Origin of the sequence: Aneurinibacillus terranovensis DSM 18919 (assembly GCF_000430625.1) — a bacterium.
GTDB classification, from domain to species: Bacteria; Bacillota; Bacilli; order Aneurinibacillales; family Aneurinibacillaceae; genus Aneurinibacillus_B; species Aneurinibacillus_B terranovensis.
Map to the genome: position 1 here is coordinate 1 of NZ_AUMJ01000074.1, position 19,163 is coordinate 19,163.

21 protein-coding genes are annotated in these 19,163 nt (G+C 41.0%); 16 read left to right on the forward strand and 5 right to left on the reverse strand.

Features of this window, described 5'->3' with window-relative positions; genetic code table 11:
* The 10 genes from H525_RS26445 to gnd form a co-directional block, all read left to right on the forward strand.
* Positions 1 to 203 (forward strand): zinc ribbon domain-containing protein (locus H525_RS26445; protein WP_155837289.1); only part of this gene is annotated, 203 nt, incomplete at its 5' end.
* A 203-nt stretch (positions 204 to 406) separates the two neighbouring features.
* Positions 407 to 970: a glycerol-3-phosphate responsive antiterminator gene (locus H525_RS0113715; protein ID WP_027416663.1), complete on the forward strand. Its 564-nt coding sequence runs from the start codon at positions 407 to 409 to the stop codon at positions 968 to 970.
* Positions 971 to 1,243: 273 nt separating this feature from the next.
* Entirely contained in the window at positions 1,244 to 2,299 is a 1,056-nt protein-coding gene (locus H525_RS0113720) for an extracellular solute-binding protein (protein ID WP_027416664.1), read from the forward strand.
* 12 nt (positions 2,300 to 2,311) lie between these two features.
* Positions 2,312 to 3,124 (forward strand): ABC transporter permease, encoded by an 813-nt coding sequence (locus H525_RS0113725; RefSeq protein ID WP_027416665.1) that lies wholly within the window; start codon positions 2,312 to 2,314, stop codon positions 3,122 to 3,124.
* Positions 3,124 to 3,915, forward strand: a complete 792-nt coding sequence (locus H525_RS0113730) for an ABC transporter permease (protein WP_027416666.1) — start codon at positions 3,124 to 3,126, stop codon at positions 3,913 to 3,915. Before H525_RS0113725 ends, H525_RS0113730 begins: the two co-directional genes overlap by 1 nt.
* Positions 3,916 to 4,953 (forward strand): ABC transporter ATP-binding protein, encoded by a 1,038-nt coding sequence (locus tag H525_RS0113735; protein ID WP_027416667.1) that lies wholly within the window; start codon positions 3,916 to 3,918, stop codon positions 4,951 to 4,953.
* A gap of 12 nt (positions 4,954 to 4,965) precedes the next feature.
* On the forward strand, positions 4,966 to 5,760 hold the full coding sequence (locus H525_RS0113740; RefSeq protein WP_027416668.1) for a sugar phosphate isomerase/epimerase family protein: 795 nt from the start codon (positions 4,966 to 4,968) through the stop codon (positions 5,758 to 5,760).
* Between the two features lie 57 nt (positions 5,761 to 5,817).
* Positions 5,818 to 6,615 carry an HAD-IIA family hydrolase gene (locus tag H525_RS0113745; protein WP_027416669.1) on the forward strand — a complete coding sequence of 266 codons (798 nt, stop codon included), beginning with the start codon at positions 5,818 to 5,820 and terminating at the stop codon, positions 6,613 to 6,615.
* A gap of 404 nt (positions 6,616 to 7,019) precedes the next feature.
* A complete protein-coding gene (zwf, locus tag H525_RS0113750; protein WP_027416670.1) occupies positions 7,020 to 8,507 on the forward strand; it encodes a glucose-6-phosphate dehydrogenase in 1,488 nt (495 codons plus the stop codon).
* 77 nt (positions 8,508 to 8,584) lie between these two features.
* A complete protein-coding gene (gene gnd / locus H525_RS0113755; RefSeq protein WP_027416671.1) occupies positions 8,585 to 9,478 on the forward strand; it encodes a phosphogluconate dehydrogenase (NAD(+)-dependent, decarboxylating) in 894 nt (297 codons plus the stop codon).
* A 258-nt stretch (positions 9,479 to 9,736) separates the two neighbouring features.
* Here gnd and hxlB read toward each other — a convergent pair whose 3' ends face one another.
* Together hxlB and hxlA are read right to left on the reverse strand one after the other, a co-directional pair.
* Positions 9,737 to 10,294 carry a 6-phospho-3-hexuloisomerase gene (gene hxlB / locus H525_RS0113760; RefSeq protein WP_027416672.1) on the reverse strand — a complete coding sequence of 186 codons (558 nt, stop codon included), beginning with the start codon at positions 10,292 to 10,294 and terminating at the stop codon, positions 9,737 to 9,739.
* 8 nt (positions 10,295 to 10,302) lie between these two features.
* Positions 10,303 to 10,935: a 3-hexulose-6-phosphate synthase gene (gene hxlA / locus H525_RS0113765; RefSeq protein ID WP_027416673.1), complete on the reverse strand. Its 633-nt coding sequence runs from the start codon at positions 10,933 to 10,935 to the stop codon at positions 10,303 to 10,305.
* Positions 10,936 to 11,684: 749 nt separating this feature from the next.
* Here hxlA and hxlR point away from each other — a divergent pair.
* The 4 genes from hxlR (at position 11,685) to H525_RS0113785 (ending at position 14,687) form a co-directional block, all read left to right on the forward strand.
* Positions 11,685 to 12,050, forward strand: coding sequence for a transcriptional activator HxlR (hxlR, locus tag H525_RS0113770; protein ID WP_027416674.1), 366 nt, complete (start codon positions 11,685 to 11,687; stop codon positions 12,048 to 12,050).
* Between the two features lie 380 nt (positions 12,051 to 12,430).
* Complete coding sequence (locus tag H525_RS0113775; protein WP_027416675.1) at positions 12,431 to 13,288, forward strand: carbon-nitrogen hydrolase family protein; 858 nt, start codon at positions 12,431 to 12,433, stop codon at positions 13,286 to 13,288.
* A 35-nt stretch (positions 13,289 to 13,323) separates the two neighbouring features.
* Positions 13,324 to 13,998, forward strand: coding sequence for a GNAT family N-acetyltransferase (locus H525_RS0113780; RefSeq protein WP_027416676.1), 675 nt, complete (start codon positions 13,324 to 13,326; stop codon positions 13,996 to 13,998).
* A 17-nt stretch (positions 13,999 to 14,015) separates the two neighbouring features.
* Entirely contained in the window at positions 14,016 to 14,687 is a 672-nt protein-coding gene (locus H525_RS0113785; RefSeq protein ID WP_027416677.1) for a hypothetical protein, read from the forward strand.
* 251 nt (positions 14,688 to 14,938) lie between these two features.
* Here H525_RS0113785 and H525_RS0113790 read toward each other — a convergent pair whose 3' ends face one another.
* Positions 14,939 to 15,979 carry a zinc-dependent alcohol dehydrogenase family protein gene (locus tag H525_RS0113790; RefSeq protein ID WP_027416678.1) on the reverse strand — a complete coding sequence of 347 codons (1,041 nt, stop codon included), beginning with the start codon at positions 15,977 to 15,979 and terminating at the stop codon, positions 14,939 to 14,941.
* A 220-nt stretch (positions 15,980 to 16,199) separates the two neighbouring features.
* Here H525_RS0113790 and H525_RS0113795 point away from each other — a divergent pair, with 220 nt between their 5' ends.
* The gene (locus H525_RS0113795; protein WP_027416679.1) at positions 16,200 to 16,784 is read left to right on the forward strand and encodes a beta-class carbonic anhydrase; all 585 of its coding nucleotides are present in this window, start codon (positions 16,200 to 16,202) and stop codon (positions 16,782 to 16,784) included.
* 193 nt (positions 16,785 to 16,977) lie between these two features.
* On the opposite strand, the gene H525_RS0113800 is transcribed toward H525_RS0113795, so the two are convergent.
* Complete coding sequence (locus tag H525_RS0113800; RefSeq protein ID WP_027416680.1) at positions 16,978 to 18,210, reverse strand: MFS transporter; 1,233 nt, start codon at positions 18,208 to 18,210, stop codon at positions 16,978 to 16,980.
* 135 nt (positions 18,211 to 18,345) lie between these two features.
* On the opposite strand from H525_RS0113800, the gene H525_RS0113805 reads away from it, so the two are divergent.
* Positions 18,346 to 18,927 carry a CGNR zinc finger domain-containing protein gene (locus H525_RS0113805; RefSeq protein WP_027416681.1) on the forward strand — a complete coding sequence of 194 codons (582 nt, stop codon included), beginning with the start codon at positions 18,346 to 18,348 and terminating at the stop codon, positions 18,925 to 18,927.
* Positions 18,928 to 19,062: 135 nt separating this feature from the next.
* On the opposite strand, the gene H525_RS26455 is transcribed toward H525_RS0113805, so the two are convergent.
* Positions 19,063 to 19,163 (reverse strand): zinc ribbon domain-containing protein (locus H525_RS26455; protein ID WP_155837291.1); only part of this gene is annotated, 101 nt, incomplete at its 5' end.

Here is a 19,163-nt window from a genome sequence, read left to right on the forward strand (position 1 = left end):
AGTGGTATGGACGTACTGTCGTTGCCGTAGGTAAAACCTTTGCTTCCTCTCAGCTCTGTTCGTGTTGTGGATACCAAAACAAAGAGGTTAAAGATCTTAACTTGCGACAATGGAAGTGTCCTTCTTGTCATAGTGAATGGGACAGGGATGTAAACGCAAGTTTGAATATTCTTGCCGAAGGCAAAAGACTACTATCTACATAATCGCAGTAACCGCAGGAACTGCGGGGATAGCTTGGTGGTACATCATGTACTAATTCTGCTCAGTAGAGCGGACTACCCAAGAATCTCGTGGCTTTAGCCATGAGAGGTTCAAGTAATTGCCTGTGGTTCGATCTTTACAGTAAATTAATATCCATCGTTTAAGATATTTATGGACTATTACGTTTAGAAAGGTGATTTCTAGAGTGGATATAAAAACCATCTTACAACAAGGGCGAGTCATAGCTGCAACAGAGCAAACTGGTTTTTCAGAGGCCATCAATTCTAATGCAAGTGCAGTTTTACTTATGCATGGGAAATTAACTGATCTTATGGATGAAAGATTTCAAGGGAAACGACAAGGTAAGCCGTTATTTCTTCACGCTGATCTTATTAAAGGGCTGTCCAGTGATAAAGAAGCCTTCCGGTTTCTATCCCATTATGTTCAACCCACAGGAGTTGTCACGACGAAAAGCCCGGTGATCCGTGCGGCTAAAAAAGAGGGCTTAGTAACGATTCAACGGGTATTTTTGATTGATACGACTTCTCTTCAGACGGCGATTCAAAATATAAAGGAGAATGAACCAGACGCCATTGAGATCATGCCTGGGATTGCCCCTTCCATTATCTCATTTATTAAAGAGCATATCTCACAGCCTATCATTTCTGCGGGATTGATTTGGTCTATCAATCAAGTAAATGACGCTCTTGAGGCGGGTGCCGATGCGGTATCATTAAGTAAATCGGAATTATGGAATGTGCAATTTTAACGGTTTTTTTACAAACCATTAACTTTATTTTTGTAATCCTATTGTATTATACAATTTAAGAATATATGGTTCGAACGATTGGGTGGAGACGAGTGAAAGCCCATAGTTCTTCCTTTGATGAATGGAACCAAGGGAGAATTATGCGCTTTTTTAGTCTTCACCCTTTTTCTGTTCATCTTGTAATTACTAATCTGAAAGGAGAATTGGCAGAGAAGACGCCACGGATCAGATCTTCATTACAAAAAAGCGAATGAGAAAAAGGGGATACAAATTATGATTAAAACTTTGAAAGTAAGTCTGGCACTTTCTGCGTTCATGTTAGGAATCGTTGGTTGTTCGGCATCACCAAATACATCTGCAGGTTCATCTGCCGGCAGCAACGATAAGGTTGCTATTGCCTATAATAATCCTCCTCTTTGGGCAAATTGGGGAGCGGTCCAAAAAGACTTTGCACAAAAAACGGGCATCACAGTGCCTGGAGATAACAAAAACAGTGGACAAACGATAACTTCTTTAATTGCAGAAAAAGCACACCCCGTTGCTGACGTTGCCTATTATGGAATTGTTTATGGGCCGCAGGCTGCCCAAAAGGATTTAGTTGAAGGGTATAAACCTCCGCATTTTGATGACATTCCACAATCATTAAAAGATAAGGATGGAAAGTGGATGACCATCCATTATGGTGTCATTTCATTTATTGTGAACAAAAGTGCTTTGGGAAATATTCCTGTTCCCCAGTCCTGGGCTGATTTATTAAAGCCTGAATATAAAGGGAAAGTAGGCTTCCTGGATCCTACCTCGGCTGCAGTGGGCTATAGTGTTACAACGGCTGCTAATTTAGCCATGGGCGGAACCTTAGACAACTGGAATCCAGGTATTCAATATTTGAAGAAACTGGAGCAAAACGGGGTCATTCATCCTAAGCAAACGGCCAATGCGAAAGTAATGAAAGGCGAAATTCCTATCCTAATTGATGCTGATTTTAACGGGTATACCATGAAATACAACGAACATGCACCTATCGAAGTGGTGATTCCAAAAGAAGGATCGTTGAAGGTGCCGTACGCTATCTCTTTGGTTAAAAATGCACCGCATCAGCAAGCGGGAAAGAAATATATTGACTTCACTTTATCTGATGAAGGTCAAAAATTGTTTGCTGAGGGATATGTGAAACCCATTCGAAATATTGATATTCCTAATGAAATCAAGAATAAATTTTTGCCTGACAGTGATTATGCCCGTGCAAAAGATGTAGACTTTGACAAAATGAATCAGGTTAAATCCAACTTTACAAACTTGTGGAAGACAGAAGTGATTGCAAGCAATTAGAAAGGGGCAGCAATGAGTAGCCGCGGTAAACCTATCTTTATCATACCTGTTTTAGTCATTTTTTGTTTCTTTTTTCTTTACCCTTTAGTGGTTCTCATCATTACAAGTGTAAAAAGCGGAAATGGGTTAACTCTTGCTAACTATTCACAAATATTAACCAATCATTATTACTTCAAAGCGTTAGTGAATAGTTTATGGTTATCATTAAGTGTGACCATAACAGCACTTATCCTATCAGGAATCCTGGCATTTTTTCTTGCCAGGCATGAGTTCCCGGGAAAATCGTTATATTTCACCTTATTAACGTTTCCTATATCTTTTCCCGGGGTTGTCGTCGGGTTTATGATTATTATCCTTTTTGGGTCCACAGGAATTTTGCCTTTACTGTCACAGACCCTTTTAGGCGAAAAGAGTATGGTTTTTGCCTATACGATTAAAGGCATTTTTTTGGCGTATCTCTATTTTGAGATTCCACGTATTATTATGACTTTGTATGGGGCGATTAAGGAGTTTGATCGCTCCCTGGAAGAAGCGGCTAGAACAATGGGAGCAACGTCTTGGCAAGCTATTCGTTATGTCGTTTTACCTACCGTGTTTCCCATTTTTGTTTCTGCCGGCGCACTTGCTTTTTCTACATCCATGAGTGCCTTTGGTACCGCCTATACGCTGGCGGATCAGTTTGAAATTTTACCTATTGTTATGTATAACGAGTTAACGTTGAATTTTAAAATTGAGACCGCAAGTGCCATTGCCGTTGTCATTGGTTTGATCTGTGTCCTGATGAATATGGGATATCGAACCATGTTAGAAAGGGTGAAGCGTTGATGCAGTTTGTTGGAAAACTGTTCCTTTATCTTCTTATTTTAGTAACGAGTGCATTTTTGATTCTGCCCCTTCTCATTACGATTGTTGGTTCTTTCTCTGTTTATTGGAGCAGCCATTTGTTTTCATCAGGCTGGACTCTGGATTGGTACAAACAAGTTTTTCAAAATTACGGACATACCATTTTATTTACACTCATCATTACTTTATCGACAGTTGTGATCAATATCCTTCTGGGAACGATGACCGCTTACCAATTGTCGAAATCCGGTCATTCATGGATGAAAGGGATAGAAGAAGTTCTCACACTTCCCGTTGCCGTACCCGGTGTGGCCATAGCCCTTGCGCTTATACAAACCTATCCTCTCATTCGGGAATCAGGAGTTTTACTTTTGATCGGACATGTTGTTGTTACCTTTCCTTTATTATTTCGAACGGTTTTAGGAACGTTAAGAACAAAGAATTTCCAGATTTTCGATGATTGTGCGGCGAGTCTGGGTGCAGGACCGTTTTATCGGTTTTTTTACGTGATTCTTCCTAGCATTAAATCTGCTGTTTTATCCGGTGCTATTATGGTTTTTATGTTATCTCTTGGAGAATTTAATATGACCTTTTTTCTATATACTCCATTTACGATGACATTACCGGTTGGTTTATATGATGCTTATTCAACTTTAAGAATTGAGGTTGGAAGTGCCTTTACCGTTGTTTTTCTCTTATTATCCATTCCTCTCATGTATTTTTTGCACAAGCTGAATCAATCGACTACGTTTTCCAGGAATGGAGGAGTTTAAATGAATAACGATCATATTCTCATTAAAGGCATTTCCAAAGTGTTTCCTGATGGAACCAAAGTGCTGCAGCCTATCGACCTGCAGGTGGAGGAAGGGGAGGTTTTGGTATTACTGGGGCCCTCCGGATGTGGAAAAAGCACGCTGCTGCGGATTATTGCAGGATTGGAAAAGGCAACAGAGGGGACCATTTTTTTTCATGAAGAGGAAATCATCCATCTTCCACCTGAAAAAAGGGATATCGGCTTTGTATTCCAGCAATATGCCCTTTTCCCCACAATGACTGTGGCAGAAAATATTGCTTTTGGAATCAAATTACGTAAAAAGAGCAGGACGGAGCAAGAACAAAAAGTAGAAGAACTTTTGGAACTCATGAATATTAAGGAATTAAGGGATCGAAGACCATCTCAATTATCAGGTGGGCAGCAGCAGCGGGTGGCCGTAGCAAGGGCCCTGGCCATTGAACCTAAGGTTTTGTTGATGGATGAGCCGCTTACCGCATTAGATGCCAAATTAAAAGACCATTTAAGAATGGAGCTAGCCCAATTATTTAGAAAACTAAAAATCACCACGATTTATGTGACTCACGATCAAACAGAAGCGATGGCGATTGCCGACCGTATTGCTGTCATGAAAAAAGGTGTCGTCGAACAAGTAGGAACGCCTCAAGAAATTTATCGCCATCCCCGTTCTTCTTTTGTGGCACAGTTCGTTGGACAGATCAATCGATTACACGGGAAAATCAGGTCTAACTCGATAGATCATTGGATAGACTTTGGTTTCCATCAGGTCCCTTATCGTGGAGAATGTTCAACAGGAGCGGAACTAGAGGCCTTTATACGACCTGAAGATATCTGTATTGGAAACAAAAATAGCTTCCATGCGCTCGTAAATGAAGTGATTTTTTTAGGGGAACGTTTTCGGCTTCTGGTCGATTGCCAGGGACAAAAATTAATAGTGGATATTCCGAATGATGTCCTTATCAATCAAGGGGACCAGATCCAATTGCAAATCGATGAAAATAAACTGATTTTTACTTAAGAGGTGAAGGAAATGAATAGTGAAATTTGTTATTCGGACTTAATCTTATTAACGCATCCAATTGAAAAAAATCTTCAACAGCTTGTCGAGCATGGCGCAGATAAGATTGAGTTATTGATGGATGGTTTAGAATGGGATGATATGGATGGGCAAATTGAAAAAATGAAAAAGATTTTGCGGAATGAGCAGCTCAAATATACGGTTCATCCTCCTGCTTGGGATACCAATTTGACCAGTGAGAATCGGGCAATCCGTCAAACTTCTTTTGAAGAGTATAAAAAATCCATCCTTTTTGCGCATGAGATTAAAGCAGAGCACGTGGTGATTCATCCCGGATTTTGTTTTTCGCCGATATTTGATAAAGTGCTAGCCCGCAAAAGAGCAGAAGAGTATATTCAGCAATTATGTAACATCGCCAAGCCTTTAGGAGTTAAGTTAGCGATAGAAAATGTAGGATATAAAGGAACCTCTATTTTTACTGAAGAGGAATTTGTGGTGTTTCTTAATGATGTGGATGAGATTGCAGGTTATTTAATTGATACCGGACACGCTCATTTAAACCAATGGAATATCCCTAGAATGATTCGCTCCACAAAATCACGGTTATTTGGAGTGCATCTTCATGATAATTCGGGAAATGGCGACGAACATTTGCCAATAGGGGAAGGTACAGTGGATTGGGAACCTATTTTTGCCGAGATGAGAGAGATTCATGAATCCTGCCAGTTTATCCTGGAGTATGCTCCTGGTATAGATCTGAAAAAATTAAAAGATGGAAAACAGTTGCTTATGGAAAATGTCCTGTAACTTCCCTCTCTGTTATGGGTGGAGTATTTATTATAAGAAAAAAGGACTGATTTTTCATTGCCGGATCTTACTTCATTTGAAGCTTACTTCTTTGATCTTGATGGAACGATTTATATCGGAGAAACTTTACTTCCGCATGTTCAATCAACAATTTCTTATTTGCGAAATAAAAATAAAAAGGTTATGTTTCTGACCAACACATCTATATACACTCGATTAGACTGTCAAAAACGATTACAGAGAATGGGGTTAGACGCATCGATTGACGAGGTGATCACAGCTGCGTACATCTCAGGGCTATATTTTCAGGAATTCAACCCGGATGCACATGTTCTAGTCATCGGTGAAGAGGCAATCAAAGAGGAACTTCAAAGGTGTAATGTAGTAGTGACAGAAAATCCATCGGATGCGACCCATGTGTTAGTTGGTTTAGATCGCCAATTTTCATATGAAAAGCTCCGTATTGGAATGAGAGCTGTTCTGAATGGGGCGCAATTGATCGCTGCAAATCCAGATACGTTTTGCCCGACTCCAGATGGTATTATTCCGGATACATGGGGGATTGCAAAGGCGATTGAAGCGGCCGGCACAACAAATATCCTCACTGTTGTAGGAAAACCATCCATCTATTATATCCAAAAGGTATTAGAGAGAGTAGGCGTCAGAGCCGAACAATGTTTGATGGTAGGCGATCGTTTAGAAACGGACATTATGCTTGGAATTAATAGTGGGATAAAGACAGCCCTAGTTTTAACAGGAGTAACTACTATTCACCAGCTTGAAGATCAACGTATCAAACCCGATTATGTTTTTTCAACACTAGGAGATTTATGTTCACAATTTAAAATAGGTTGAATGAAGCAGAAAGATACTTTTCAACTTAAAAATGAGTGATCAGACAGAAAAAAACAACGTGCAGTGACCTTTATAAAAGGGACTGCACGTTGTTTTTTTCCACCCATTACATTTTTATTAGTATACTTTTCGACACTATATCACAATAAAGTATGTACTTGCTTAAATTTATTATATATCTAATAATATCGATATCGCTCATAAATAACAAAGATTGAGGGGAATTTTTCTGGATTAATAATAAAAGCGGGGAGAGTCAATGCAACTAAGGGTATCAGCGGTTCCATATCATCTTCATACCATACAATCTCTTTTGTAAAAATTTATACAAAGGAGATATTTTTAATCAAAAAATTAACATTTTTGTTTTTGAAGAAAGTTTTGAAAAAGCGGAGGAATTAAAAGTGGATTCTATGACCTTTGTTTTATTTGGATCAACAGGTGACTTAGCGAAAAGAAAAATATTCCCAGCCATATACAATCTGTTTTTAGATCAAAAAATACCTCGTACATTTTCCGTTATTGGGACAGGAAGACAAAAAATTACAGATATTGAATTTCAAAGATTTGTAGAACAATCTTTACAAACCTTTTCAAGACGTAAGCCAGAAAATAACTCAAATTTGGAAGATTTTCTCCGTATCTTCCGTTATTGTCACTTAGATGTAACGAAAAAAGAAGGATACCAATCGTTACTTAAAATGATTCAATGTCGAGAAAAAGAGTTGGGCATCTCTGAAAATCGTATGTTTTATTTATCCGTTGCACCCAAGTTTTTTGATGTGATTGCGTTAAACATCAAGGAGAGTCGATTAGGCTCTACAAAAGGATGGAAACGTCTGATTATCGAAAAACCGTTTGGGCATGATTTGAAGTCAGCCCAAGACCTAAACGAAAAATTAAGTAAAGCGTTTGAAGAAGATGAAATTTATCGCATTGACCATTACCTTGGAAAACCGATGGTACAAAATCTTGAAGCTTTAGGATTTGCGAATCCTGTTCTTCAAGCTTTATGGAACAATCAATACATTGCGAATGTACAAATTACGGCAAGTGAAACGGTTGGGGTAGAAGAGAGGGCTGGTTATTATGACCACACTGGAGCCATTCGAGATATGGTTCAAAACCATATGTTGCAAATGTTAATGATGACGGCTATGCAGCTACCAAAACGGATCACTGCCAAAGATATCCGTCATGAAAAGAGAAAAGTAATGGAATCCCTTCGTCCCTTACGTAAAGAGGATGTAGTGAAACATGTGGTTCGTGGTCAGTATGGCCCAGGGGAAATACAAAATAAAGCGGTAGTTGGATATAGGGAAGAACCTGGTGTTGATGGTTCTTCAATGACGGATACCTTCGTTGCTGCTCGTTTATGGATTGATGATCCTTTTTGGAAGGGAGTGCCCTTTTATATCCGTACAGGGAAAAGAATGAGTGAAAAGTCCACATGTATTGTCATTGAATTTAAAAATACATTAAAAGATTTGTATATCACCCAAAACGAAAAGCCAATCCCAAATTTATTAGTAATCCAGGTAAATCCGAAAGAAAGTGTATCTTTGCAATTAAATAGTAAAAACCCATTAAAAAGTGGACAGCTTGAGCCTATTACTGTGGATTTTTCACCTAATACGAAAAATGTGCCGGAAGCCTATGAACTCTTACTATTTGACGCTCTGCGAGGCGACGCCACTTTTTTTGCCCATTGGAATGAAGTGGAATTATCCTGGAGGTGGGTGCAACCGATTTTAGAGGCATTTGAAGAAAACCTCTTACCTCTTCATCAATATGAGGCAGGTTCAGAGGGTCCAGAGGCGTCACATCAATTATTGGGAGAGGACGGATTTCAGTGGTGGTTAGATAAAGGTCCTCTTGAGGTTTTGACTTGATTCTACAAATTAAACTGTTAGGAAGCGTAATATAACAAGTCTTATTCTATGAAGATACTTATCAGGAGGCAATGAATATGAAAGTCGGGTTAATCGGTTTAGGAAAAATGGGATTGAACTTAGGACAGAATCTAATCAACCACAAACACGAGGTAGTGGCATTTGATGTAAATACGAATGCGGTTGAAGAAATGAGAAGATATGGGGTTAAGGGAACGTCAAGCTTAAAGGAACTCGTTCAATCATTGGAAACGCCAAGAGTTCTTTGGATTATGGTTCCGCACTTCGTCGTTGATTCAGTTATCCATGAGATTACACCATTTTTAACCGAGGGAGATATTGTCATTGAAGCTGGGAATTCTCACTATAAGGAATCGATTCGTCGTTACAACCAACTAAAGGAAGTTGGAGTGAGCTTTATGGATGTAGGGACCTCCGGTGGGATGGAAGGTGCCCGCAATGGAGCTTGTTACATGGTTGGGGGAGACTCTGAAGCTTGGAGCATTGTGGAGCCGATTTTCCGAGATACAGCCGTAGAAAATGGGTATTTATATGCCGGAAAAGCAGGGAGTGGTCACTTCTTAAAAATGGTTCATAACGGAATTGAATACGGGATGATGGCTGCCATTGGTGAAGGATTCGAAGTATTAGAGAAAAGCGAATTCGATTATGACTATGAAAAAGTAGCAAAAGTGTGGAATAACGGCTCGGTGATTCGTTCATGGCTAATGGAGCTAACCGAGCGTGCGTTTTCTAAGGATGCGAAATTGGATGAAATCAAAGGGGTTATGCATTCTTCTGGTGAAGGAAAATGGACGGTTGAGACCGCCTTGGATTTACAAACCGCTACGCCTGTCATCGCCATGTCCTTATTGATGCGTTATCGTTCATTAGAAGATGATACCTTTACAGGTAAAGTGGTAGCTGCTCTTCGCAATGAATTTGGAGGACATGCCGTGGAAAAAAAGTGAAAAAATTAAAAATCCGTTTACTTTTTCGAGAAGGCTTGCGGGATCAGCGGACACTTGCTGGGTGTAAACCTGTTTGATCAGCCGTTTGTTTGGGCAGGCAAATAGTATCAATAAAACATAAAAAACCTATGCTGATACATTTATTGGAAACAAAAAACCGGTTTTTCCTACATCAAGGAAAAACCGGTTTTTTTGATTTATTTCATAAACGAAAACTCTGTTATGCTGAATATTTTTTGCAAACCAGGACTCCTTGCTCTACTCAAGATTGGCATGTCTGCCAAACATAGTAGCGGAGTCCAATCCCTTTTTCTCCATAAACCTCAATATAACTGCATCGTAGAATAATAAGAGGGTTTGCTCAAATAATGACCCCATTGGCTGTATGGTTTTGTATCCACTGTCCGATTTGTCTTTAGGTGAGCCAGGTAATTTAACAACAATATCTGCTAATTGTCCAATGGTCGATTCAGGGAAAATCGTTACAACCGCCACAGTTCCATCTAAACTTTTTGCTTTTTCAGCCATGGAAACCAAACTTTTCGTTTCTCCTGAACCGGATCCGATGATTAAAATGTCACCTTTTTCTAGGTTAGGGGTGACGGTTTCGCCTACTACATAGGTATTTAAACCCATGTGCATCATTCGCATCGCAAAGGACTTGGCCATAAATCCAGATCTGCCTGCGCCAGCTACAAAGATTTTCTTTGATTGAAGAATCCCATCTACCAGTTTTTCAGCTTCTTCATCAGCTATTACGTCTACTGAACGATGTAACTCTTTTATGATTTTAACTAAATATTGAGTAGTCTGCATGATTGCCATTACCCTTGTTTAATCAACTTTTTCATTTCAGCAGCTACGGCTTGTTTATCTTCTTGTCCGGTAATACCGCCACCTACAATGACAAGATCTGGTTTTGCTTTAATGACTTCCGGTAACGTGTCTAATTTAATGCCGCCTGCGATGGCAGTTTTCGCATTTTTTACGACACGTTTAATTTTCAGAAGATCTTCAAAAGAATTTTTGCCGACCGCCTGAAGATCGTAACCGGTGTGCACACAAATATAGTCTACGCCAAACGCATCGACTTCTTTCGCTCGTTCTTCTAAATTTTTAACTCCGATCATGTCAACCAGAATTTTTTTACCTTGTTTTTTAGCTTCTTCAACGGCACCCTTGATTGACATATCTTCAGCGGCTCCGAGGATAGTGATGATATCAGCACCAGCCTCTGAGGCTTTCATGACTTCATATCCGGCCGCATCCATAATTTTCAGATCTGCCAATACTTTCAAAGAAGGAAATGCTTGTTTGATTTCCTTTACGGCTCTAAGGCCTTCATTAATAACCACCGGCGTACCGATTTCTACAACATCAATATACGCCTCCACTTCTTTTACCAGGTCTTTTGCTTCTGGAATGTTGACAAGGTCTAACGCTAATTGAAGTTCCATGAATTCTTCACTCCTAATAAAAATTAATTACTATAAATTTGATTTCTTTTTTTGGCTAATTCATTTGGTATTGTGTTGAATCTGCCAAAAGACATTTGATGTTTTGTGTTTGTTTAACACATGATTTATTTTAGGTTCGAACTTTTAAAAAAGGAAGTATGCACTTTTTTGTAATGTAGTAACAAAAAGTATACTATAAGGAAAGTCAGCTAAATGAAATGGTTCATTACACAAGAACAAGTCTTTAAGACATCAAGAGAGATCTCTCAGAAATAAATATCGCGCGGAATCGTAAACACGATTCATGTTGTTCTCTCCTGTGTTTATTATTTGTTGCGCAAACAGTAATATACCTATCATTTGCGCGTAGTAACAAATCATATCTCTTTAGCCTTCTAGACAAGTTACATCGGTGTCCGTGTCTAATCAAGTGCAGTAAATCGATGAGCATGAGAAACGCGTGTCAGGCTTTACATGGAGAGGCGGGCATGATAGGCTGGTTAGCCTAATATATTGGTATTCCACAAACTTTAACGAAAAACTATGAAAAAGTGAGATTAAGAGAGTATATATCCAATCATAGGGGGTTAATCAGATATATTCACCATTACTTCGACAAGCAGTAGGTATTTATCACTTGTACAGACGTCAGTATACTATATATGATATTAATCAGTAAGTAGGTGCTTTAATATCATATAGTATCAAAAAATATACTATGGTTTATAATAGGTATCGAGGTGAAACGAATGAGACGTACTCATGAACAGGCATTTAACTGTGAAAAAGAATTGACTCTTTCCGTCATCGGTGGAAAGTGGAAGATGATTATTTTGTGGCATTTAGGTAAAAGTGGTACAAAGCGATTTAGTGAACTGAAAGCCCTTATCCCAGATATTACACAAAAAATGCTGGTTAACCATTTGCGGGAGCTGGAGGAAGACCAGATTGTTTATCGTAAAGTCTATCCTGTCGTTCCGCCAAAAGTAGAATATTCACTGACCGAACAAGGAAAAAGCTTAATGCCGGTCCTTGATTCTATGTATGCATGGGGTAAAAACTACATGGAGACGGTCCTAAAGGACAAGGTGAAAATTAAAGAATCTATCCAGTAGAAAAAATACTCCCTCCTTTACGGGTACGATTCCTGCTCTTTGTCGGAAAAGAGACCCTTTTTGACCCAAATTGGTACATGATCATCAAGATAGTGATGAAGAAAAAGCAACATGTAGTTATCAGACAGAAAAAACAACGTGCAGTCCTTTTTCTAAAGGTCATTGCACGTTGTTTTTTACGCATATGCAGTGACGACCGTCCATTGCCCTTTTTTGGTTTATTCCTTTTAGTATACTTTTCGATACTATATCACATGAAAGTATGTATTGCTTAAAATTATTATGTGTCTAATAATATCGATATCGCTTATAAATAATATCGGGACTATAGATTGGACGGAATTTTTTCTAAATTGATAACAAAAGAGGGGGAAGAGCTAATGCAACTAAGGGTCTCAGCGATTCAATATCATCTTCATACCATACAATCTTTTGAAGAATTTTCTAAGCAAGTGGAGCATTATATTAAAACAGCCGAAGAATTTGGGGCAGAATTTGTGCTATTCCCCGAATTTTTCACGACTCAATTAATGTCTATCGGAGATAATCAAGGACGTGCTTTAACCATTAATGATCTGCCTGACTTTACAGAACAGTATCGTGACTTATTCTCATCCTTTGCGAAGCAAACAAAGATGCATATTATTGGGGGAACCCATGTCATCCGTAAAGGCGGCCATTTATACAACGTAGCTCATTTATTTTATCCAGATGGAAAAATCGCAGAACAGCCTAAGCTTCACATTACGCCAACAGAGATTAAGGAGTGGAACATGACGCCAGGCGAAAGTTTGCAGGTATTTGAGACAGAGAAAAGCACGATTGCCATGCTTACCTGTTATGATATAGAATTTCCAGAAATTGTTCGGATGGCGAAGGCTAAAGGCGCTGATGTTATTTTCTGTCCTTCTTGTACTGATGATCGTCATGGGTTCCACCGCGTCCGTTACACAAGCCATGCAAGAGCGGTGGAAAATCAAGTTTATGTCGTAACTACTGGAACAGTAGGTTCGCTTCCCACGGTTGACTTTATGCGTGCGAATTTTGGGCAAGCGGCGGTGATTACACCAAACGATATTCCATTTCCTCCCCGCGGCATCTTGGTAGAAGGAGAGCTGAATAATGATATGATTGTTACCGCTGACTTAAATCTTGAATTACTATATCAAGTTCGTGAAAGTGGTTCCGTCACCACGTGGCGTGATCGTCGCATAGATCTCTATCCGGATTGGAAATAAGGAGAGATTAACTGTTCTGCGAGGGGGGTAGAAGAATGTACCGAAAGGAGTTTTATGTTTTTGACCAAGATCGTCCTGTCTCCGCGGTCATCCGAAATTATAAAGAAAATGACTTTCCTGAATTAATTCGCATTCAACAGGAAAGTTTTCCTCCGCCGTTTTCACCTGATTTATGGTGGAACACGGAACAATTGCATAACCATGTTACCTTGTTCCCCGAGGGAGCCTTATGTGTTGAGGTTGATGGTGAAATTGCAGGCTCGATGACCGGGTTACTTGTTGACTTTGATTTCAAGCATCCTGAACATACATGGGAAGAGATTACGGATAATGGGTATATTCGAAACCATAATCCGGATGGAAATACGCTCTATGTCGTCGATATTAGCGTGCGTCCCTCCTATCGAAAATTAGGGTTAGGAAAATGGCTGTTGTTATCCATGTATGACGTCGTTATTCACAAAGGATTGGAACGGTTGTTAGGCGGCGGAAGAATGCCTGGCTATTACAAGAAAGCGAATGAGATGACGGCGGAACAATATCTGGAAGCTATCGTAAATGGTGAACTAAAAGATCCGGTCATCACCTTCCTGCTTCGCTGTGGCCGTATCCCTGTTAAAGTGATAGCTGACTATTTAGAGGATAAAGAATCGTGTAATTATGGGGCACTTATGGAATGGAAAAATCCTTTTTACACATCAAAATCGTAACAAGGAGAATTATGAAGATGGAATATCGCAGAATTACGAGTATTCAAGATCCTTTGTTTAAACAAATGCATCAATTAATGCAAGACGTATTCCCTCCCGAAGAAGTATTAGAATTCGATCTTTGGAAAGAACCTCTGGAAGATCCGGGAATTCGTGTCTTTGTTGCTGTTCATGAAGGGAATGTAGTAGGAGCGACGGAGTACCGCTATTATGAAGATTTTAATGTCGCGATGACTGATTTTACAATTATTGGCCAAACCGGACTTGCTATCGGTAGATTTTTAGCTCAAAAAAGGCTGGAGGATTTCAACTCCTTGGCCACAGCAAAAGGAAATCAATTATATGGAATGTTCGCCGAAATTTATGACCCTTATCGGGTAGAGAATTTTGAATTTGGTGGGGTAAAGCCCATGGATCCATATGTTCGTCGTGAGGTATTATCTCATCTTGGTTATAAGTGTCTTGATTTCCCTTATGTCCATCCATCCTGGAACAATGATGGGGAGGCTGTGATGGGACTCGATCTTTGTTTTCTCCCTATGGACGATAATATTAATCAGTTGCCAACGGATCTTATTGTCAAGTTTTTGAGACGTTATTATTCTGTCTTACCGAATAAACCAAAGTCTTGGTATACAATGATTGAAAACCTGGAAGCAAAAGATACGGTAACACTATTACCAATTTGAATTTGATGCTGAAACAGTGAGTGTACTCCAATACTATTCACCTTAGCGATTCCCTGGGGGAGATTATCCAGACTATCCAGAGTAAGCAGGGCTTGCTGGAACAATTTGATGACACATATTCAATGCGCTGGTTGAGAAGATCTCTATTCTCTCGCCAGCGCATTTTGTTTTTACATGAAAAGTGGCGTTGGAGATTGAGGAGATGGTTGCTGCCATTTCACTAACGATATCGTATCGTTCGTTAAAGAAAGCTACTCGTTTGAGATAATAACCTTCAACGCTTTATTCTGCGCCGCATTACTGAAGACATCATAAGCTTTTTCGATGTCATCAAAGGTGAAACGGTGAGTAACTAATTGCTCGGGTTTCAATTTCCCTGATTTTACAGTCTTTAATAGCATAGGTGTCGAGTTTGTACTCACCAGACCGGTAGTGATCGTAATATTACGAATCCACAGCTTTTCAAGGTGGAGTTCGACGCTTTTCCCATGCACCCCGACATTCGCAATGTGTCCACCTGCAGATATGATTTCCTGGCAGAGCAAGAAGGTTGTGGGAATTCCAACAGCCTCTATCGCAACGTCTACGCCTTTTTTATCTGTGAGCTCCATTACCTTTTCAACTGCTTTGCCGTCTGAAGAGTTTACCACTTTTGTCGCTCCAAATTTCTTGGCAACTTCAAGACGGTTGTCATCCAAATCGATCATGATGATTTCAGCGGGAGAATAGAATTGGGCTGTCAACAGTGCGGCCAGGCCTACGGGACCTCCTCCTACGATGGCTACCGTATCGCCGGGCTTTACTTGTCCGGAAAGAACACCGATTTCTAATCCGGTAGGCAATATATCACTGAGCATTACAAGTGCTTCTTCGTCCACGCCTTCCGGAATGTGATACAGACTGTTGTCAGCATGAGGAATGCGAACGTATTCAGCTTGAGTGCCATCGATCAAGTGACCTAAGATCCACCCGCCGTCTTCACAATGAGCATATAAACCTTTTTTGCAGTTATCGCATTTTCCGCAGGAAGTAACGCAGGAGATAAGCACTCTGTCCCCGACTTTGAAATTGTTGACTGCTGACCCGACTTCTTCAACGATTCCGACACCCTCATGGCCCAATGTTCTACCTGCTGTTACAGCAGGAACATCTCCGCTAAGAATGTGTAAATCCGTTCCGCAAATAGTTGTTTTAGTAATTTTCACAATGACATCCGTCGGTTTCACAAGGGAAGGCTTTGGTTTTTCAACTAGTTCCTTGCTATGCTTCCCACCAAAAGTAAGCGCTTTCATGATGTCTCCTCCTAAATGTAATAATGAATGATAAATTAATAAATTAACATTGTATTATTATATCCCTAAATCGGTGAGGATTCAATATGAAATGTCTTAATTAAAAAACTTATCCCCCTCATTGTGAACAAGAGTTTGTTGACGACAGGACAACAGCATATTATAATCACAGTAAACATATGTGAATTTTAAGAATTAATTTAAGGAAGGGTAACTGAAAATGGGCAATATTTTGAACGAAGTACTGGCTGCGAATGATGCATATTCTACCAGTTTCGGGGACAAAGCGAATCTGGCGATGCCGCCGAAGCGTCGATTTGCGATTCTGACTTGCATGGACGCGCGCCTCGACCCGGCCAAGTTTGCCGGACTTGCGGAAGGCGATGCTCATGTGATCCGAAATGCCGGAGGCCGGGCAAGCGACGATGCGATTCGTTCCCTCGTGATCTCGTACAAGCTGTTGGGAACACGGGAATGGTTCGTCATTCATCATACCGATTGTGGTATGGAGACGTTTACCAATAAAATCATCCGCAATTTGCTTGCCAACAGTCTGGAAACAGCCAGGTTCGATGGGCAAAACTGGCACGACGTGGGAAGAGGTCCCGGTTCCAGAGCGGGAGAATACATGGAATTCTTGACGATCAACAATCTTGAACAGAGTGTTATCGACGATGTTGAACGGATTCGTTCCCATCCTCTTGTTCCGGACAACATTACGATCTACGGTTTTATTTACGACGTGAAAAGCGGTCGCCTGATTGAAGTACCTGAAGCTAACCGCATTGGCCGGGCAACCATCTGATCATCATTGATTTTGCTTGTCTCCACAAACGAAACTGCTCATTTAGCGTTATGTCAAAAAAATCGACACGTAAAACACAGAGAAATAGCTGATTGCTGAGCCCGTGCAGCTATTTCTCTGATAGCGTATTCAGCCTCTTCAAATTCTTATAGTGATACATAGCCGATCACTGAAAGACTTCGTTTTCGTCAGCTCATCGCGCAACTTGAGTTGTCGATTTTTTTTGCAGCGGCTGCTCGCTCAGGGCCATAGTGAGTAGTGCGCCAATAAATAAAATGATTGCACTCGTCCAGAATGATAGCTGATAATTCCCTGTAATTGTACGAAAATATCCTCCAAGAAAGACCCCAACAGCGGCAAAAACCTGATGCAGCAACCATGTGGAACCAAGAATACTTCCCAGTGCACTGGCTCCAAATCGATCACTGATGATGCCTGTTACGAGCGGTATGATCGGCATTGACGAAATTCCGTATAGGACTGCAAAGACGTATAGCTCCCGGATGTTTGTGGACATGGCCAGTATTGCGAGTGCGACTGCACGAATCATGTATAACCAAATCAGCAATGCTTTCTTCCCGTAGGTTTTTGACAGTTGCCCGGTGAACCACATGGATACAGCACTTGCAGCGGCCGCTATTCCAAGGAGTCTTCCGCCAAGTGCAAGCCCACCGCCCAAGTCAACGGCGTATTTGGGAAGATGGATCGTAACCATGTAAAGTGAGTACCCGCAGGTGACAAACGCTAAGCTGGCCAGCCAGAACTCACGGCTTTGAAGCGCTTCAGAGAGCGGGGCGCTTCGAGGAGGTGTGAAGGTGGATGAAGGATCACCGTCCGGAGCCTGCCCGTTTTTTTGTGGGTTGTTTTTTGTGAACAGTAGAACAGTCGGGACAATGAGCAAAAGCATGATGAACCCAAGTACGAGAAAAGCGGTTCGAAAATTGAAATATCCGATCAGTATCCCCGTAAGTGGCAAAAGCACCAACTGGCCAATGTTCATGCCCATCGAACTTCTCGCCAACATAACGGCCCGCTTGCGAACGTACCACCGGGAAACCAGGACAGAATTGGCCATCGAACCGCAGCCGGCGAAGCCCACCGCCGCAAGAATCCCATAATATACATAGAACTGCCAGATTTGTGTGATGGTCGCAGAGAGCAAGAAAGAAAGGCCCATCAGTGCTGCGCTTCCTGCAATCACCGGTTTTGGACCGAATCGGTCAATCAGTCGTCCCATCACGGGTTGAAAGAGTCCCCACGTCAGCATGTTGAGAGAAACCGCCAGGCTCAGCGTTGTCAAGCTCCAGCCGTAGGTAGTATGTAGTGGGGAAAAGAATTGTCCGGCCGTAAGGTTCAGTCCAAAAGCACCTATCAGTGTCAAAAATGATACGAAAATAATGCGGGGACCAATAAACGGTTGATTCATACGTATGCCTCCTTTAACTAACCATATTTTTATCTATTTTATGGTTAGTATAATACGTGGTTTTATTTAACCTGTCAATATTGTAAAATGAGGTTAGTTAAGTTTCGAAAACGATCCGTTTCCGGAGGCATAAGAATGGCACAAACTGAGGAATTTCCACTTGTTTCGGGGCACCTTTCGCTGGATCTTGTAAATACCGAGGTGGTTCGGCGGGGTATCCGGCATGATTTGCTGGTAACTTCGGACGATCTTGGTCGTTGGATAAATACGATGGAGCAGGCAGGAAGTTTGGTTCCGGCCACTCTTCTCGAGGGATATGACTCACCTGAAGCATTGCAGGCTTTGCGCAAGGTGCGTGAATTTTTACGAAAGGAATTTGAGGAGATAGCAGATGGGAACGAACCGACGGATAGCTCGAGACTACATTTGGAGGAGTTGGTAGAGCAGGCTCCATTTTCTTACAGGGTTATGGACAAGTCCTTAGTACCGGTTCCAATGGGGAATCCTGCCCATTCCCTGGTATCTCTGGTCGCCTTTGACGCTCTTCGTCTCCTTGCAACAGGAGATCTTCTTACTCTTCATCGGTGTGCGAACCCCGATTGTGTATTGCTGTTTATGGATGTCAGCGGGAGGCGCAAATGGTGTTCTATGAAGATTTGTGGGAACCGGACGAAGGTGGCCAAGCATCAATCGCGTCAAGGGAAGATCTTAAAATAGCATTTAAGTGCATTGTTGAGCTTTTGAACCTCTCATGGCTAAAGCCACGAGATTCTTGGGTAGTCCGCTCTACTGAGCAGAATTAGTACATGATGTACCACCAAGCTATCCCCGCAGTTCCTGCGGTTACTGCGATTATGCAGATAGTAGTCTTTTGCCTTCGGCAAGAATATTCAAACTTGCGTTTACATCCCTGTCCCATTCACTATGACAAGAAGGACACTTCCATTGTCGCA

What these genes read in the sequence shown, in the direction of transcription:
- hxlA (WP_027416673.1), bottom strand. Translation starts at nt 10,935, where the DNA reads ATGGAACTTCAATTAGCGTTAGACCTTGTCAACATTCCAGAAGCAAAA.
- H525_RS0113740 (WP_027416668.1), top strand. Translation starts at nt 4,966, where the DNA reads ATGAATAGTGAAATTTGTTATTCGGACTTAATCTTATTAACGCATCCA.
- H525_RS0113775 (WP_027416675.1), top strand. Translation starts at nt 12,431, where the DNA reads ATGCAACTAAGGGTCTCAGCGATTCAATATCATCTTCATACCATACAA.
- H525_RS0113785 (WP_027416677.1), top strand. Translation starts at nt 14,016, where the DNA reads ATGGAATATCGCAGAATTACGAGTATTCAAGATCCTTTGTTTAAACAA.
- H525_RS0113780 (WP_027416676.1), top strand. Translation starts at nt 13,324, where the DNA reads ATGTACCGAAAGGAGTTTTATGTTTTTGACCAAGATCGTCCTGTCTCC.
- H525_RS0113720 (WP_027416664.1), top strand. Translation starts at nt 1,244, where the DNA reads ATGATTAAAACTTTGAAAGTAAGTCTGGCACTTTCTGCGTTCATGTTA.
- gnd (WP_027416671.1), top strand. Translation starts at nt 8,585, where the DNA reads ATGAAAGTCGGGTTAATCGGTTTAGGAAAAATGGGATTGAACTTAGGA.
- H525_RS0113735 (WP_027416667.1), top strand. Translation starts at nt 3,916, where the DNA reads ATGAATAACGATCATATTCTCATTAAAGGCATTTCCAAAGTGTTTCCT.
- H525_RS0113800 (WP_027416680.1), bottom strand. Translation starts at nt 18,210, where the DNA reads ATGAATCAACCGTTTATTGGTCCCCGCATTATTTTCGTATCATTTTTG.
- H525_RS0113790 (WP_027416678.1), bottom strand. Translation starts at nt 15,979, where the DNA reads ATGAAAGCGCTTACTTTTGGTGGGAAGCATAGCAAGGAACTAGTTGAA.
- hxlB (WP_027416672.1), bottom strand. Translation starts at nt 10,294, where the DNA reads ATGCAGACTACTCAATATTTAGTTAAAATCATAAAAGAGTTACATCGT.
- H525_RS0113725 (WP_027416665.1), top strand. Translation starts at nt 2,312, where the DNA reads ATGAGTAGCCGCGGTAAACCTATCTTTATCATACCTGTTTTAGTCATT.
- H525_RS0113805 (WP_027416681.1), top strand. Translation starts at nt 18,346, where the DNA reads ATGGCACAAACTGAGGAATTTCCACTTGTTTCGGGGCACCTTTCGCTG.
- H525_RS0113730 (WP_027416666.1), top strand. Translation starts at nt 3,124, where the DNA reads ATGCAGTTTGTTGGAAAACTGTTCCTTTATCTTCTTATTTTAGTAACG.
- hxlR (WP_027416674.1), top strand. Translation starts at nt 11,685, where the DNA reads ATGAGACGTACTCATGAACAGGCATTTAACTGTGAAAAAGAATTGACT.
- H525_RS0113795 (WP_027416679.1), top strand. Translation starts at nt 16,200, where the DNA reads ATGGGCAATATTTTGAACGAAGTACTGGCTGCGAATGATGCATATTCT.